We start from the raw sequence: 14923 nt of genomic DNA, 5'->3' as shown, positions 1-14923 counted from the left end.
CTACCTGGTTTCGGTGCCCTGTATGTCGGTGCCCTGTGCTCCGGTGCCCTGTGTGTCGGTGCTGCTGTCGATCGGCTGATCCGACTCGAGAGACGTGCCACCGGAGCCGGTCTTTCGATCGGGTATCCGACGGCCATCGAGCCCGACTCCACGGATCGTCAGGATGATAAACAGCCCCATACTCGCAACGATGAAAGAATCCGCGGTGTTGAAAATAGCCGGAAAACCCTGCACCTGGATGAAGTCGATGACATGTCCAACTCCGAAGCCCGGCTCCCGAAATAGCCGATCAGTGAGATTACCGGTGGTGCCGCCGAGCAACATCCCGAACAAAACTGCCCAGCCAAGGGAGCGGATGCGCCGAGCAAAACCGAGAATGAAGATCGTGACGGCGGACGCTGCGATGGAGAAGATCCAGGTGGATCCACTGGCGAGGGAGAAGGCTGCGCCGGGATTCCTGACGAAGTGGAACTGAAGAAGTTCCCCGATGGCCTTCACCTGCTGTCCCTCCGTCAGATTACCGACGATGAGAAACTTGGAGAATTGGTCGAGACTGTACGCGACTACCGCAACGAGGGCCAGCGCAATGAGCGCCCGGATGCTGACCGGCGCGCCCGTGACCGGTGGCGCGGGATCCTTCGCCTGCGGTTCAGTTGCCGGCAAAGCCCCGGAAGCTGGCGGGCGGCGGAACCGGAGTGCCGTCGGAGGAGCCGAGGTCATAGGGTGCGCCCGACACCGGCACGCTCTCGACCATCGCACTTGGCGCCGAGTTAGCAGAGCCCGAGTTAGCAGAGCCCGAATTAGCAGAACCCGATTTGCCTAAGCCCGATTTGCCTGAGCCCGAATTTGCAGAGCCCGAATTTGCAGAGCCCGAATTTCCAGAGCCCGGCACCGGGGTGTGGGTCGTTGCGGACGTGGACTCGGTGGCGTCGAGCTCGGTCAGCTGTGCCTCGATGTACCCCTTGAGCTTCTGGCGATACTCGCGCTCGAAGGACCGCAGGGATTCGATCTGCTGCTCAATGCCAGCCCGTTCGCTGTCCAGTCGGGAGCTCTGCACCCGCTCTGCTTCCTCGGCTTCGCTGACCACCCGAGCGGCCGTGGCATGCCCCTCCGCGATGAGCGCGTCACGCTTCTCGATGCCCTCGCGCACGTGCTCCTCGTGCAGCTTGCGCGCCAGTTGAAGGAGATTGTTGGTACTGCCAGTATCGTACGCGTCCTGATCCGCGGCCGAGGTGGCGACCAGGGCCGGCATCGGGACGGGCAGCGGGGCTGGTAGTGGAGCGGCGACCGGGGCTTCCCCGAAGAGCGTTGAATCTCTGGCGGGAAGTTGGCTCTGCTCGGTAGAAGCCGTCTGCTGAGCCGCACTGCGCTGGAGTTCGCTTATTCGGGACTCGCCCGCGATGATGCGCTGGCGCAGTTCCTCGTTCTCCTGAGTGAGACGGCGGAGTTCCACCACGATCTCATCCAGGAAGTCATCGACCTCGTCCTGGTCGTACCCCTCGCGGAACTTGGTCGGCTGGAATCGCTTGTTGACTACATCTTCGGGCGTAAGCGCCATGGGTGCCACCTCAAAAAAACTCATCTGGTAGTGCGTTAATAACAGTCAGCTAACGCTAGCAAACTGCGGCCTCGTCGGGCCGTGATATCCCGTGGTGTTCAACCACGACACCACAGTACACAGGGGTGCTGTGCAACCCGGCGCGCAACGCGGCGCGCCCCGGTCGGGCGGGCCACACGCTGTGCAGGATGCGTGGCCCTCCCCAATATCTCACCCGCGGAAGGCGGATGCGACCGACAGCAGGATGAGCGTGACGATCATCACGATGCTCCAGGCGAAGTCGAGTGCGAACCCACCGATACGAATGGTTGGGATGATTCGTCGTACCAGCGAGATCGGCGGGTCGGTCAGGGCGTAGACGACCTCCGACACCACAAGGCCGAAACCATGTGGGCGCCAACCGCGGGAAAAATTACCCACGAGGTCGAGGATAAAGCGACCCCAGAGGACGAAGAAGTACATCAGCAACAGAAAATAGACGATGCTGGCCGGAATGGCGAGAGGGGAAAGGATCACGTTGTCAGACTAGGGCGCGCGCGCCCAAACCAATTACCGCGAAGGGCGAACGGCTGGCTTAGGACTGGGCGAAAAAGCTCGCATCGACGTCGGAGTCGTCGGTGCCCTGGTCACCACTCACGGCAACGTGCGCCGGAGACAGCAAGAATACTTTGCTCGTAACCCGCTCGATCTTGCCGTAGAGGCCCTGCGAAAGACCGCTGGCGAAATCGACGAGTCGACGCGCATCCGGCTCGCTCATTTGGGAGAGATTGATGATCACCGGGATGCCGTCGCGGAATGCCTCGGCGATGGCCTGGGCATCCTTGTAATGGCGCGGGTGGACGGTAAGAATCTCGTTCATTTCGGAGTTGGAAACATTCTTTTGGGATGGAGCACGGCGAAGTGGAGTGACAGGGGCGCGGGTGCCGCTGGCCTGCGGAGCGTGGCCCGATTCCCGCGCGTCCTTGGCGACAGGCACCGGAGCCGCTTGAGGGGCTTCCTGGTAGTCGAACTCCTCATCGGCGAGGCCAAGGTAGACCATGGTCTTGCGAAGTGGATTAGCCATTACGTGCCTCCTGTGGTGGAAATGATGGGTAAAGATTAACCGGCGTTCGGGCGGTTTCCCGTGATTGCGGAACCAATCCGCAGGTGTGTCGCACCCTCGAGGATCGCCTCGCGATAGTCGCCCGACATCCCGGTAGAGATGAAGCGCGCATCGGGCGCGAGGCTCAGCATCCGCGCAGATGCTTCGCGCACCCGCACAAACGCCGCTCGTGGTTCCTCACCGACGGGAGCCACTGCCATCACTCCAAGTAATTCGAGTCCCGGGGTGGAGAGCACGAGCTCGGTCATGCGCTCCAGCTCGGCTTCCTGCACTCCCCCGCGACCCGGATCTTCGGTCAGGTTGAGCTGGACAAAACATTCGATGGTCGTGCCATCAGTGCTGCCAAGTGCCTGGATGACGGACTCCCGATCGAGAGAGTGCACCGAATGTACGTAGGTGCGCGCCTGCTTTGCCTTCTTACTCTGAAGCTGCCCGACGAAGTTCCAGCCCAGATCGAGATCGGCGAGTTCCGCTGCCTTGGCCTGAGCCTCCTGGTTGCGGTTTTCCCCCACCTCCGTCACTCCGAGTGAGAACAGCTCTCGCACCAGCGACGCCGGTTGAAATTTGGTCACGACGATTGTCGTGATCTCCTCTCCTGCTCGGCCAGCCTCGCGCACCGCCGCTGAAATACCGGAACGCACCTCTTCGAGACGCTCGGCAAGCGACGGGTTACTTGAGGAAGTCAGGGACATCGAGGTCGTCATCGCCATCATCGAACACCGGGTCTTTTGGAGCCGTCGGCACCTCGGACTCCGCCGCCCAATTGGGTACGCTGCGTATCGCCGGCTCAACAACACCGGTGGCCGCTGCTGCCGTCGCGAACGCCGGCGTGTGCGCTGCAGCATCACCCGCGGTGCCTCCCGCTCTTCCCCGACGCTCGTCTTTCTTCACCGCAGGCTCTCCGCCATCGAAGCCGGCAGCGATGACGGTGACCCGCACCTCGTCCCCGAGGGTGTCGTCGATCACTGCACCGAAGATGATGTTGGCTTCGGGATGCACGGCCTCCTGCACAAGGCGGGCCGCATCGTTGATCTCGAAAATTCCCAGGTTGGACCCACCCTGAATCGAAAGCAGCACGCCGTGCGCCCCGTCGATGGATGCTTCGAGCAACGGGCTCGCAACAGCCAGTTCAGCGGCCTTGATCGCTCGGTCGGCACCGCGGCTCGACCCGATACCCATGAGAGCGGATCCTGCGCCCTGCATCACGGACTTGACATCGGCGAAGTCGAGGTTGATCAGGCCGGGGGTCGTGATGAGATCGGTAATTCCCTGCACTCCAGCAAGCAGCACCTGGTCGGCTGTCGCGAACGCCTCGAGGAACGAAATCCCGCGGTCGCTGATTTCGAGCAGGCGGTCATTTGGCACGACGATGAGGGTGTCGACCTCTTGCTTGAGTGCGGCGACGCCGACGTCCGCTTGCGCGGCGCGGCGCTTGCCTTCGAAGCCGAACGGACGTGTCACAACGCCGATGGTAAGCGCGCCGATGGACTTGGCGATGCGGGCGACGACGGGCGCGCCACCGGTGCCGGTACCGCCACCCTCTCCCGCGGTGACGAAGACCATGTCTGCACCGGCGAGGGCCTCTTCGATCTCCTCCGCGTGATCCTCGGCTGCGCGGCGGCCGACCTCTGGGTCCGCTCCTGCGCCGAGTCCGCGGGTGAGCTCACGACCGACATCGAGTTTGACGTCAGCGTCGCTCATCAACAGCGCTTGGGCATCCGTGTTGATGGCGATGAATTCAACCCCGCGAAGGCCGAGCTCGATCATTCGATTGACGGCGTTGACTCCGCCGCCGCCGATGCCGACGACCTTGATCACGGCGAGGTAGTTTTGGTTCGATGTCACGTCCGGCCTCCGGTAGGAACTTTCAACCTTTACCTGAGCGTTAAAGTTATGCTCAGTATAGGTTTGTTGATTTGAAGTTAAGGGTCAGGTCACGCTCGCGCCGCGAAGCCGTCCAGCGTGTCGGCTATTCGCGAGAAGATTGAGCTCAGTTGCCGCCGAGCACCGGATGGTTGGGAGCCGACACGTCGTACTTAGTGGTCGCACCGCCCACGGTGATCACCGCGGCAAGCACTTTCGCCTTGAGCGCAGATTGCTCCGGGCTCCCCCAGATCACTGACTGACCACCGGTGAGCATCAGCGTGACGTCATCCGCGGTCTGGGCAGACACGGTATCGACTTTTTTCAACAGATCCGGAGGGAGGGCGAGCACAACACCCACCGCCGCCGTGAAGGCCGGGCTGCCTACGGTGGCGGAACCGAGTTCGATCAGTGGAAAGCCCGGCTGGCGCTCCGCTGCACTGTCGATCACGATGCCGGCCGGATCCACGACGGAGAACCCGCGTGTGGTTGCGAGCGTGGCGATCGGCACACGTTCGGCAATACGGATGATCAGCGTGTCCGGTGGCACCGTCTCCGTCACGAAACTGCGGATCAGGGGGAACCTGCCGAGTGCCCGGGTAATCGAGTCGAAGTCGACGAGGGCGAGCGGCCGACCGATCTGGTCCCCGACGGCAGCTCGAACGCTCGAAGAACTGACTCGCGATGCTCCCTCGATCCGGATTGTCGTGAGCGAGAGAAGCGGGGAATACACAGCCCCGGTGACAAACCCGATCACCAGCAGGAACGACACTCCGCTCACCAGCCAGGTGATGCGCCGACGACGGGAGCGACGGGTGAATCGACGCGCCTCCCCGCGCTCATAGGCGCGGCGCGCCTTCTCTGCCTGTTTGAGAGCGTGACGGGCCGCGGTATCCGCGGGTTGTTCGGATATCGGTGCCGGTCGGGTGCGTCCACGCCGTTTCAGCAGGGCTGGTTCTGAAATCGGGACAGGCGGCTGGCCAGCCTGCCCAGACTTCTTCTGCTCGGGCGTCTTCTGCCCAGACTTCTTCTGCGCAGGGGTCTTCCGAGGCGGTGTCGCTCCGGTGGTCGACTGTGGCGTCCGATCGAACCCCTCCGGCCTCTTCATCTGGGGCCGATCAGAGGTCGGCCCGGTGACAGTGCAAGGGTTTCGAGCAGTTCCGGGATCATCCGGTAGACGTCGCCACCGCCCATGGGAATCACGAAGTCGCCCTCCCGGGCGATCGACGCCGCGAAGCGTGCGGCATCCTGCCAGTTGTCGAAATAGTGCACGCGCGACTGATCGCGAAAAAGCCGACTGATGAGTTCTCCCGTGACACCGGGCTCCGGGTCCTGGCGGGCACCGTAGATCGGCACGATGATCGTGATGTCGGCCAGCGTCTCGAAGGTCGATGCAAATTCTGCGGCCAGCTGTTTCGTGCGTGAGTAGAGGTGGGGCTGAAAGATCGGGATGAGCCGGCCAGCGCCGACGACCCCGCGGGCACCCGAGAGTGCGGCCCTGATCTCGGTGGGGTGATGTGCGAAGTCGTCGTAGACGCTGACTCCGCGCACGTTGCCGCGCAGCTCGAAGCGTCGCTCAGTACCGTCGAACCCGGCAATGGCGTCGAGGGCAGCCTGCGGTTCGATTCCGAGGGAGACGAGCACTCCGAACGCACCGGCGGCATTGAGCGCATTGTGCAGACCGGCTACCCGGAGCCGCGTTGCGTAGTCGGCACCGCGGTAGTCAATGGTGAACGCAACCGTTTCGGTGCTCTCGATGGAGTGCAGCCGCACATCGGCATCCGCATGCTGCCCGAAAGTGAGCACGCTGCGATCGCCGAGGCGGGTTGTCACGCTGACGGAACGAGCGTCATCGCTCGAGATGATGACCCGTTCGGATGCTGTGCGCGCGAAGGTGACGAAGGCCTCCTCGAAAGCTTCTTCCGAACCGTAGTGGTCGAGGTGGTCCGGATCGACGTTGGTGATGAGCGCGATCGCGGTGTCGTAGAGCAGGAATGAGCCGTCCGACTCATCCGCTTCGACCACGAACACCTCGCCTACCCCGGTGGCGGCACTCACCCCGAGCGAGCGGATCACTCCCCCGTTGACGAAGCTCGGATCCTTCCCGAGCTCGAGCATCGCGGTCACGATCATGGCGGTGGACGTGGTCTTACCGTGGGCTCCGGCTACCGCGACCACGCGGTGATTGCGGGTAAGCCGGGCCAGTGCCTTCGCGCGGTGAACGACCGGGATACCACGCTCGAGTGCTGCCAGAAATTCCGGGTTGTCCTCCGTGATCGCCCCGGTGACGACAAGCGTGTCGGCACCGTCGATATTCTCGGCAACATGACCGATAGCCACCGGTATTCCACTCGCCCGAAGGGCTTCGACCGCCTCCGTCGCGCGAATGTCCGACCCGGTCACCCGCAGCCCGGCGTCGAGAAAAAGGCGGGCGATTCCGCTCATACCGGCACCGCCGATGCCGACAAAGTGCACGCAGCCGAGGTTCTCTGGCACCGACTGGGAGAAGTCTGATTTGATCACGGGACCACCGTTGCAGAGGCGGCACGGGCGTCCTCGACGAGGTCCACCATGCGGTCTGCGCCATCGAGCGCACCGACCGGGAGAGCACGCGCAGCCATGTCCGCTATGCGCACGCGATCCTCCAGGAGTGGCACTAGAAAGTCACGGATCCAGGGCGAAGAGAACTCCGCATTGGCTACGAGAAGTGCACCACCGGCAGCGACCACGTCGCGCGCGTTGAGTCGCTGTTCGCCGTTCCCGACCGCGAGTGGCACGTAGACCGCTGGCACCCCGAGGGCACTGAACTCGCTGACGGTCGCGGCCCCGGCCCGGGCTATAGCCAGATCCGCTGCGGAAATAGCGAGATCCATTCGATCGCAGTACGACATCAGGAGGTAGTGCGCCAGCTCGGTAGGGGGAAGGGGTGAACGTTCTCCCGTGACATGCACTATCTGCCAACCGGCCCCGATGATCGCTGCCGCCGCCGCGTTCACCACCTCATTGATGTGAAGCGCACCCTGGGAACCTCCGGTCACAAGCAGGGTCGGGCGCGATGGGGAGAGTCCGAAGAACTCCTGGGCCTCACGCCGTTTCTCCGGTCGGTCGAGAGATTCCAGCTCCCGGCGCAGCGGCATACCGACGAAACGGGCGTGCGGAAGACGGGCGGATCGAAAGGCGGTACCGACAAAACGAGTGAGCCTGGCCCCGAGCTGATTCGCCATCCCGGGTCGTGCATTAGCTTCGTGGATGGCGATGGCAACTCTTTCGCGACGCGCCGCGAGGTAGGCCGGAGCGGAGACGTAGCCACCGAACCCGACGACCACATCGATGTGGTGCTCGCGGATCAGTGCCCTGATCTCGTCGACCAGTCGGGTGAACCGGCCGGGAAACCGCGCCGCGGCTGCATTCGGACGGCGGGGAAAGGGAAGTCGCGGCACGACCAGCAGCTCATATCCTCTCGCGGGTACGAGACGGGACTCGAGTCCCTCCGCTGTGCCAAGCACAAAGATCACGGCAGTCGGCTGCCGCAGGACGAGCCGGTCGGCGACGGCGAGCAGCGGATTGACGTGGCCGGCGGTTCCCCCGCCGGCCAGAAGGTACCGAGTCACGCCGCGCGACCGCTGGTCATAGGTGCCGATTCGACATCCGGAGCGTGGCGGGCAAAGGACAAAACGATTCCGATGCCGAGCAGCGTGGTGGTGAGCGCTGACCCGCCCGATGAGATCAGGGGAAGCGGAACCCCCAGCACGGGCAACAGTCCAAGTACGACGGCAATATTGACGAAGGCCTGTCCGATGATCCAGACCAGCACAGCACTCACGGCAACGCGAGCGAATGCGTCGGTCTCCCGACGCGCTCGGATGATCCTCAGGAAGGTGATTGCGAGCACGAGGAGAAGTACGAGCACGAGAATGGCTCCAATGAGCCCGAGCTCTTCACCGATGATGGCAAAAATAAAGTCGTTTGCCGCTTCGGGTAACCACGACCACTTGAGCTTCGAGTTGCCGAGCCCCACGCCGAAGATCCCTCCGGAGGCCAGGGCCCACCAACCGTGGACTGTCTGCCAGCACAATCCGAGGGGATCAGAGTCGGTCTGACACCCCCTGACAAACTGGGCGATCCGGGCCGCCCGTGAGCTGGAGCCGAGGGAGAGTGACGCCCCAGCCAACGCGAGCACGACAAGCGGCACTGCGAGCAACCGCAGATTGACTCCGGCGAAGAAGAGAGCGGCGAAGATGATCGCGATAAAGATGATCACCGTGCCGACGTCGCCGCCAATGAGGTTGAGAACTGTCGCGATTCCGGCTGGGATGAGCAGCTTTGCGAGTGCACGCCAGTCCCCGAGGCGGTCCTGGATAGCCGCGAGGGACTTAGCGAGCCAGAGCACGAGCGCAACCTTGACGAGTTCCGACGGCTGGGCAGTGAAACCGGCGATGTTGATCCAGTTGCGGTTTCCATTGACTTCGACACCGATACCGGGGATGTAGACCAGCAGTTGGAGCCCGATCGCGAAAGCCATCAGACGGCCGGCCCACTTCTTCCAGAAAAACACAGGAAGTCGAGCGGCGACCAGCATCAGCGGTACACCGAAAGCGGCGAATGCCACCTGGCGCACGAAACCGTTGAAGAAGTCACCGCTCGTGATGAATGACTCGACCGCCGATGAGGAGAGAACCATGATGAGGCCGAACACCACCAGGAACAGGGTCGTTCCGAGCAGGAGGAAATAGTTGCCAGTCTCGGCGGTGAACAGGCGCTTGACGGTGACGATGGCAGCAGGCCCGCGTGAGTCATCCGAGGAGGACGGATTCACCGGGCGAGCCGCCGGCCTACCCTTCGACCGCGGTCGCGGGGGGCTCGTCGTCATCCGTGGCCTCTCCGTCTGTCTCTCGTTCGTGGTCTGCTTCTCGTACCGCCTCGGCGAACCGGTTGCCCCGGTCGGCGTAATCGGTGAACTGGTCCATGGATGCAGCCGCCGGCGCGAGCAGTACCGTGTCCCCGCGTTGGGCTACCGACACCGCCAGTCTGACGACTGTCGGCATCACCACCCCAGTTTCGGCCGTGTCGACCTCGAACACCGGCAGCGCGGGCGCGTGTCGCGCGAACGCGTCGCGCAGTGCCGAGCGATCGGCCCCGATCAGGATTGCCGCACGCAGGCGCTCCCGATTGCCCGCCACCAGTTCGGTGATATCAACCCCCTTGAGCAGGCCACCGACCACCCAGACCACGGAATCGAAGGATTCCAGCGCCGCCTGGGCGGCATGGGGATTGGTTGCCTTCGAATCATTCACCCAGCGGATCCCGGCCCGCTCGAGAATCGTCTGGGTTCGGTGGTTATCCGTTTTGAATGCCAGCAGAGCGGTGCGGATGTCACCGGGTGACACGTCGAAAGATCGGGCGAGTGCGCAGGCCGCCAGCACGTTCGCGATCATGTGCGGCGAGCCGAGCCCGACGGTGTCGAGTTCATCGACGGTGGTGATCTCGGTGGCGGAACGCCAACGGTCGGGAAGGAACGCGCGGTCCACCACGATCTCGTTGACGAGGCCGATATCGCTCGGGCCGGGAAGCCCGCGACCAAAGCCGATCGCACGACATCCGTCCACCACCTCTGCATCTTCAACGAATTCTCGGGTGGCGGCATCTTCGAGGTTGTAGACGCAGGCGACCCGGGTGCGCTCGTAGATGCGTGCCTTGGCCGCGCGATACGCCTGTTCGGAGCCATGCCAGTCGATATGGTCGACGGCGACATTGAGGCACACACTGGAGAAAGCGGACATCGAGTGCAGGTAGTGCAGCTGAAAACTCGAGAGTTCGACGACGAGAGCGTCGAACCCGATCGGATCGCGCACGGCATCGAGCACCGCACTCCCGACGTTTCCACACGCGATCGCCCGCTTACCACCGGCGACAAGCATCGCGGTGGTGAGCTGGGTCGTGGTGGTCTTTCCATTGGTGCCGGTGATCGCAATCCAGTCGGCTACTCGCCCGGAGCGGTCACGCAGGCGCCAGGCCAATTCGATATCCCCCCAGATCGGCACGCCAGCTGAGATGCACCACTCAACGAGCGGATGCGTCGGAGCAAAGCCCGGTGACACCACAACAAGCTCGGGGGCAAAGGTCGCAAGCTCGCTTTCGAGGTCATCCCGCAACAGGCGGACGCCGATTACGTCGAGCAGGTCGGCGATGTCTTCATCCGCCCGATCCGCGAGCACGATCATTTCCGCCCGCAGCTCTGCGAGGGTGTCCGCAACAGAGAAACCAGTGAGGCCAAGACCGAGCACTGCGACTCGAAGCCCAGCCCAGTCGGCGTTCCAGCCGGTGAGTCCCGCAACATCATCCGCTGTTCGTGTCATCAGCGAACCCGAGAGAGCCATTCGAAGTAAAAGGTGCCAACTCCCGCAGCGACGAACAGGGCGGAGATGATCCAGAAGCGCACGACGATCGTGACCTCGGCCCAGCCCTTCATTTCGAAGTGGTGATGCAGCGGGCTCGCTCGCCAGATGCGTTTGCCATGGGTGACCTTGAAGTAGATGCGCTGAACGATCACCTGCCCGGTGATCACGAGGAACAGACCACCGATCAACATCAGGAGCAGCTCGGTGCGGGAGAGGATCGCGAGGGCAGCAAGTGCTCCCCCGAGGGCGAACGACCCGGTGTCGCCCATCATGATCTGCGCGGGTGCCGTGTTCCACCAGAGGAAGCCGATGAGCGCACCGACGATTGCTGCAGCCACCACCGCAATATCAAAGGGGCGTGACACGGTGTAGCACTTGAACAGGTTCTCGCCGACTTTCGCGCTGAAGCACGACTGGTTCGACTGCCAGAAGCCGATGAAGATGTACGAACCGATCGCGAGGATCGAGGATCCGGCGGCCAGTCCGTCGAGACCGTCAGCGAGGTTCACTGCGTTCGTCGTTGCCGTGGTGATCAGCGCGATCCAGGCGATGAACAGGGCGATACCCACGGTCGTGCCGAAGACGGCAACGAAATCGAAGTTGAGATCGCGCACGAATGAAATCGCCGTGGAGGCGGGAGTGCGGCGATTGGCATCCCGGTACACAAGTGAAATTATGCCGAACACGATGGCCACGATCACTGTGCCGAGGATTTTGTATGGTCCGGCGAGCCCGATGCTGTTTTGGCGCTTGACCTTGAGGAAGTCATCGATGAAACCGATAAGACCGACCCCGGCCATCATGGCGAGCACCAGGATCCCGGAGCCCGCGACAGAGTCTCCCGCCACGAGATGCCCGACAAAATAGCCGACGATCGACGCGGTAACGAAGACGATTCCCCCCATCGACGGCGTTCCACGCTTCATCACGTGGGCCGTCGGGGTGTCGGCGCGGATGAACTGGCCAAGCTTGAGCCGCCGGAAGGTGCGGGCGAATAACGGTGTCAGCAGCAGCGTGAAGACCATGCTGACGCCGCCGGCGGTGAGGAGCGCAATCACTCAGCTCACCTCGCCTATCCGGTCCCCGAGAAATCGAAGATTGGCAGACTTCGACGACTTCACGAGCACGACGTCGCCGGCACGCACATCGCCACGAAGCAGTTCGTATGCCTCGTCGGCGGTCTCAACGAGCATCGATTCCCCATCCCAGGAGCCTTCCCGTCCGGCGGCATTGTGGATGTGCCGAGCACCGTGGCCCACGACGATGAGCTTGTGGATGTTCAGGCGAACGACGAGCCGACCGATACGGTCGTGTTCCTCATCGGAAAACTCTCCGAGGGCAGTCATCTCGCCGAGAATCGCGATCGACCGCTGGCCGGCTGTGACGACCTGCGCCAGGGCCTTCAGTGCAGCCGACATCGAGTCGGGACTCGCATTGTAGGCATCGTTGATCACCACGACACCGTCCGCCCTGGTCAACACTTCCATGCGCCAGCGCTCAGCGCGCGGCACAGCCTCGAGCGCGCGGATGGCGATGTCGAGGTCGACACCGAGCTCACGGGCTACTGCGAGGGTGGCCAGCGCGTTCATCACGTGGTGCTCTCCGAGGATCCTGAGCAGGACGGGCCGGTGGATGTCGCCCTCGATGAGTGTGAACGCGGTACCGGAAGCGGTGGTGCGAAGGTCATCCGCGCGCACGTCGGCCGAAGCATCCAGGCCAAACCACACCGGGCGCGCCTTCGTGAGCGTGACCATCGCCGCTACCCGTTCGTCATCGATGTTGAGCACCGCGACGGCATCAGCCGAAAGTTGGGTCACGATCTCGGACTTGGCCAGCTGAGTCTGTTCGATACCGCCGAATGCTCCGGCGTGAGCCAGTCCCACCTTGAGCACGACCGAGATATCCGGGATGGCGATGCCCACGGTTCGGGCGATCTCCCCGATTCCGGCAGCCCCCATCTCCACCACGAGAAAACGCGTATCGAGGTCGATGGAGAGCATGGTGAGCGGTGCCCCGACCTGGTTGTTGTACGAGCCGGGCGGGGCGATCGTCGCGCCGGCGGTCTCGAGCACCGCCCGCAGCATGTTCTTGGTTGTGGTCTTGCCGTTCGAGCCGGTGATGCCGATGACTCGAAGCTCGCCCCGAGCACGCACCGTTGCGACCACGAATCGAGCAAGATCGGCAAGGGCGGTGAGCGTATCCTCGACCACGATCTGGCACACCGGGAGTTCGAGCAGGTGATCGACGAGCACGACGGCTGCACCGCTGTCCATGGCGGACGGCACGAAGAGGTGTCCGTCAGACACCTCTCCGGGAAGGGCGATGAAAATCGAACCGGGGGTGACGAGTCGGGAGTCGGTCAGCACAGATCCGGTGATCTGGTCGGAGTCGTGGGCGTCAGGAGCAAGATGCAGGGTTCCGCCGACGGCCGACGAGAGTTCGCCAAGAGTGAGGGAGATCATCTAGACCCAACCCGCTTCCCGCAGGGCCGCCCTGGCCTCCGCGCGGGCAGAGTAGGGTGTGCGCTCGCCCCGGATGTCGCGGTAGTCCTGGTGGCCGGGGCCGGCCCAAAGGATGGAGTCGCCCGCCTTCGCGAGCGCAACCGCCGCGCGAATCGCCTTCTCCGGCGGAGATACCTCATGCAATTCGGCCGGGTGCTCCGCGAGATTTGCACCCTCGATCAGGGTCGCCCGAATCGATTCCGGATCTTCAAATCTGGGGTGATGGTCGGTGATCACCAGGATATCCGAGCCTTCCGACGCAACCCGGCCCATCTCATGGCGTTTAGTAGCATCACGGTCGCCATCGGCGCCGAAGACCATGATCACGCGGCCGGTGGTGAACTTGCTCACCGCACCGAGAGTGTTGAGAAAGGCATCAGGGCTGTGGCCGAAATCAACGTAAACGCTGGGGCCGCTGTCACCGGAGACCCGCTCGGTGCGCCCGGGTAGGTAGGCGTCGATGCCATTTTCCACGGCCTGGCCGATGGCATCGAGGTCAAACCCGGCCTCGACCAGCATCACGATCGCGAGGGCAGCGTTCGCCGCCATGTGCCAGCCGATGAGCGGCACATGGGTGGTGATCGAGCGCCCCTGGGGGCCGGTGAGGGTGAATTCGACACCGGACGCGCGCTCGTCGAGAATCTCGACGTTCCACTGCGCCACGACACCGCGCGTCGCTGAGAGTGTCGTGACGGGGATTCGCGAACGGTCGACGACCTTCTGGCCCCAGACTGTGTCGAGCGAGACGACGCCCCGCCGTCCGCGCTTCAGATCGAAGAAATCGAGCTTTGCCTCGAAATACTCCTCCATGTCGACATAGTCATCGAGATGGTCGTGGCTGAGGTTGGTGAAGGCTACGACATCGAACATGAGGCCATCGACCCGGTTGCTGGTGAGCGCCTGTGCGCTGACCTCCACGGCCACAGCTCGCACGTGTCTCTCGCGCATCCGGGCCAGCAGCGCGTGCATCTCGCTCGCCTCCGGGGTCGTGAGCCGCGAGACGACGCTCTCGTCCCCGATATGGCGTTCGGCGGTGGAGGAGAGTCCGGTCACGAGCCCGAGCTGCTTGAGAATCGCTTCGAGGATGTAGGCGGTGGAGGTCTTTCCATTTGTGCCGGTGACACCGAACATGAGGGGCGGATTCTCGTTGGTGCGATACACCCAGGCCGAAATAGTGCCGAGAGCCGCACGCGGAGAGTCCACGATCACGATCGGCACCCCGCTGTTGGCGGCCAAGCTCGCTCCGGCTGCGTCGGTGAGCACCGCGACCGCCCCGCTCGCGGCAGCCTGGGACGCGTACTGTGCGCCGTGGCTGTGCAATCCCTGGATGCCCACGTACAGGTCTCCGGCCTCCACCTCGGTCGAGCGAAGGGTGACTCCGGTGATTTCGACGCCATCGGGCGAGCCGACCGAGCCGAGCCCGAACTCAGAAATGAGTGCGGTAAGAGGCCTGGCCAGCGGATGCTCCGGCCGCAGTACCGGGGGGATCCGTGCGCTCACA

At 63.4% G+C, this 14923-nt stretch carries 14 protein-coding genes; all 14 read right to left on the bottom strand.

Annotation, left to right across the window (positions count from 1 at the left end; translation table 11 throughout):
- Positions 1–663, bottom strand: coding sequence for a signal peptidase II (gene lspA, locus IWX88_RS07360; protein ID WP_231368937.1), 663 nt, complete (start codon positions 661–663; stop codon positions 1–3).
- The gene (locus IWX88_RS07355; protein WP_196828724.1) at positions 650–1558 is read right to left on the bottom strand and encodes a DivIVA domain-containing protein; all 909 of its coding nucleotides are present in this window, start codon (positions 1556–1558) and stop codon (positions 650–652) included. Before IWX88_RS07355 ends, lspA begins: the two co-directional genes overlap by 14 nt.
- Before the next feature lie 210 nt (positions 1559–1768).
- Complete coding sequence (locus IWX88_RS07350; protein ID WP_370568230.1) at positions 1769–2074, bottom strand: YggT family protein; 306 nt, start codon at positions 2072–2074, stop codon at positions 1769–1771.
- Positions 2075–2132: 58 nt separating this feature from the next.
- On the bottom strand, positions 2133–2621 hold the full coding sequence (locus IWX88_RS07345; RefSeq protein WP_196828722.1) for a cell division protein SepF: 489 nt from the start codon (positions 2619–2621) through the stop codon (positions 2133–2135).
- A 35-nt stretch (positions 2622–2656) separates the two neighbouring features.
- Positions 2657–3364 (bottom strand): YggS family pyridoxal phosphate-dependent enzyme, encoded by a 708-nt coding sequence (locus tag IWX88_RS07340; protein WP_196828720.1) that lies wholly within the window; start codon positions 3362–3364, stop codon positions 2657–2659.
- Positions 3330–4505 (bottom strand): cell division protein FtsZ, encoded by a 1176-nt coding sequence (ftsZ, locus tag IWX88_RS07335; protein ID WP_196828718.1) that lies wholly within the window; start codon positions 4503–4505, stop codon positions 3330–3332. Before ftsZ ends, IWX88_RS07340 begins: the two co-directional genes overlap by 35 nt.
- A gap of 145 nt (positions 4506–4650) precedes the next feature.
- Complete coding sequence (locus IWX88_RS07330; protein ID WP_196828716.1) at positions 4651–5631, bottom strand: FtsQ-type POTRA domain-containing protein; 981 nt, start codon at positions 5629–5631, stop codon at positions 4651–4653.
- Positions 5628–7046: a UDP-N-acetylmuramate--L-alanine ligase gene (murC, locus tag IWX88_RS07325; RefSeq protein WP_196828714.1), complete on the bottom strand. Its 1419-nt coding sequence runs from the start codon at positions 7044–7046 to the stop codon at positions 5628–5630. Before murC ends, IWX88_RS07330 begins: the two co-directional genes overlap by 4 nt.
- Complete coding sequence (locus IWX88_RS07320; RefSeq protein WP_196828712.1) at positions 7043–8134, bottom strand: UDP-N-acetylglucosamine--N-acetylmuramyl-(pentapeptide) pyrophosphoryl-undecaprenol N-acetylglucosamine transferase; 1092 nt, start codon at positions 8132–8134, stop codon at positions 7043–7045. The genes murC and IWX88_RS07320 overlap by 4 nt, the downstream gene beginning before the upstream one ends.
- Positions 8131–9393 carry a putative lipid II flippase FtsW gene (gene ftsW / locus IWX88_RS07315; RefSeq protein WP_196828710.1) on the bottom strand — a complete coding sequence of 421 codons (1263 nt, stop codon included), beginning with the start codon at positions 9391–9393 and terminating at the stop codon, positions 8131–8133. The genes IWX88_RS07320 and ftsW overlap by 4 nt, the downstream gene beginning before the upstream one ends.
- Positions 9356–10879, bottom strand: coding sequence for a UDP-N-acetylmuramoyl-L-alanine--D-glutamate ligase (murD, locus tag IWX88_RS07310; RefSeq protein ID WP_196828708.1), 1524 nt, complete (start codon positions 10877–10879; stop codon positions 9356–9358). Before murD ends, ftsW begins: the two co-directional genes overlap by 38 nt.
- Positions 10879–11979: a phospho-N-acetylmuramoyl-pentapeptide-transferase gene (gene mraY / locus IWX88_RS07305; protein ID WP_196828706.1), complete on the bottom strand. Its 1101-nt coding sequence runs from the start codon at positions 11977–11979 to the stop codon at positions 10879–10881. Before mraY ends, murD begins: the two co-directional genes overlap by 1 nt.
- Complete coding sequence (murF, locus tag IWX88_RS07300; RefSeq protein ID WP_196828704.1) at positions 11980–13383, bottom strand: UDP-N-acetylmuramoyl-tripeptide--D-alanyl-D-alanine ligase; 1404 nt, start codon at positions 13381–13383, stop codon at positions 11980–11982. It lies immediately after the preceding gene.
- Positions 13384–14922 carry a UDP-N-acetylmuramoyl-L-alanyl-D-glutamate--2,6-diaminopimelate ligase gene (locus IWX88_RS07295; protein ID WP_196828702.1) on the bottom strand — a complete coding sequence of 513 codons (1539 nt, stop codon included), beginning with the start codon at positions 14920–14922 and terminating at the stop codon, positions 13384–13386. It lies immediately after the preceding gene.
- Position 14923 lies beyond the last annotated feature (1 nt).

The sequence above is a fragment of the Frigoribacterium sp. CG_9.8 genome, from assembly GCF_015751965.1.
Classification (GTDB): Bacteria; Actinomycetota; Actinomycetes; order Actinomycetales; family Microbacteriaceae; genus Lacisediminihabitans.
This window is presented reverse-complemented; position numbering and strand designations above follow the sequence as displayed.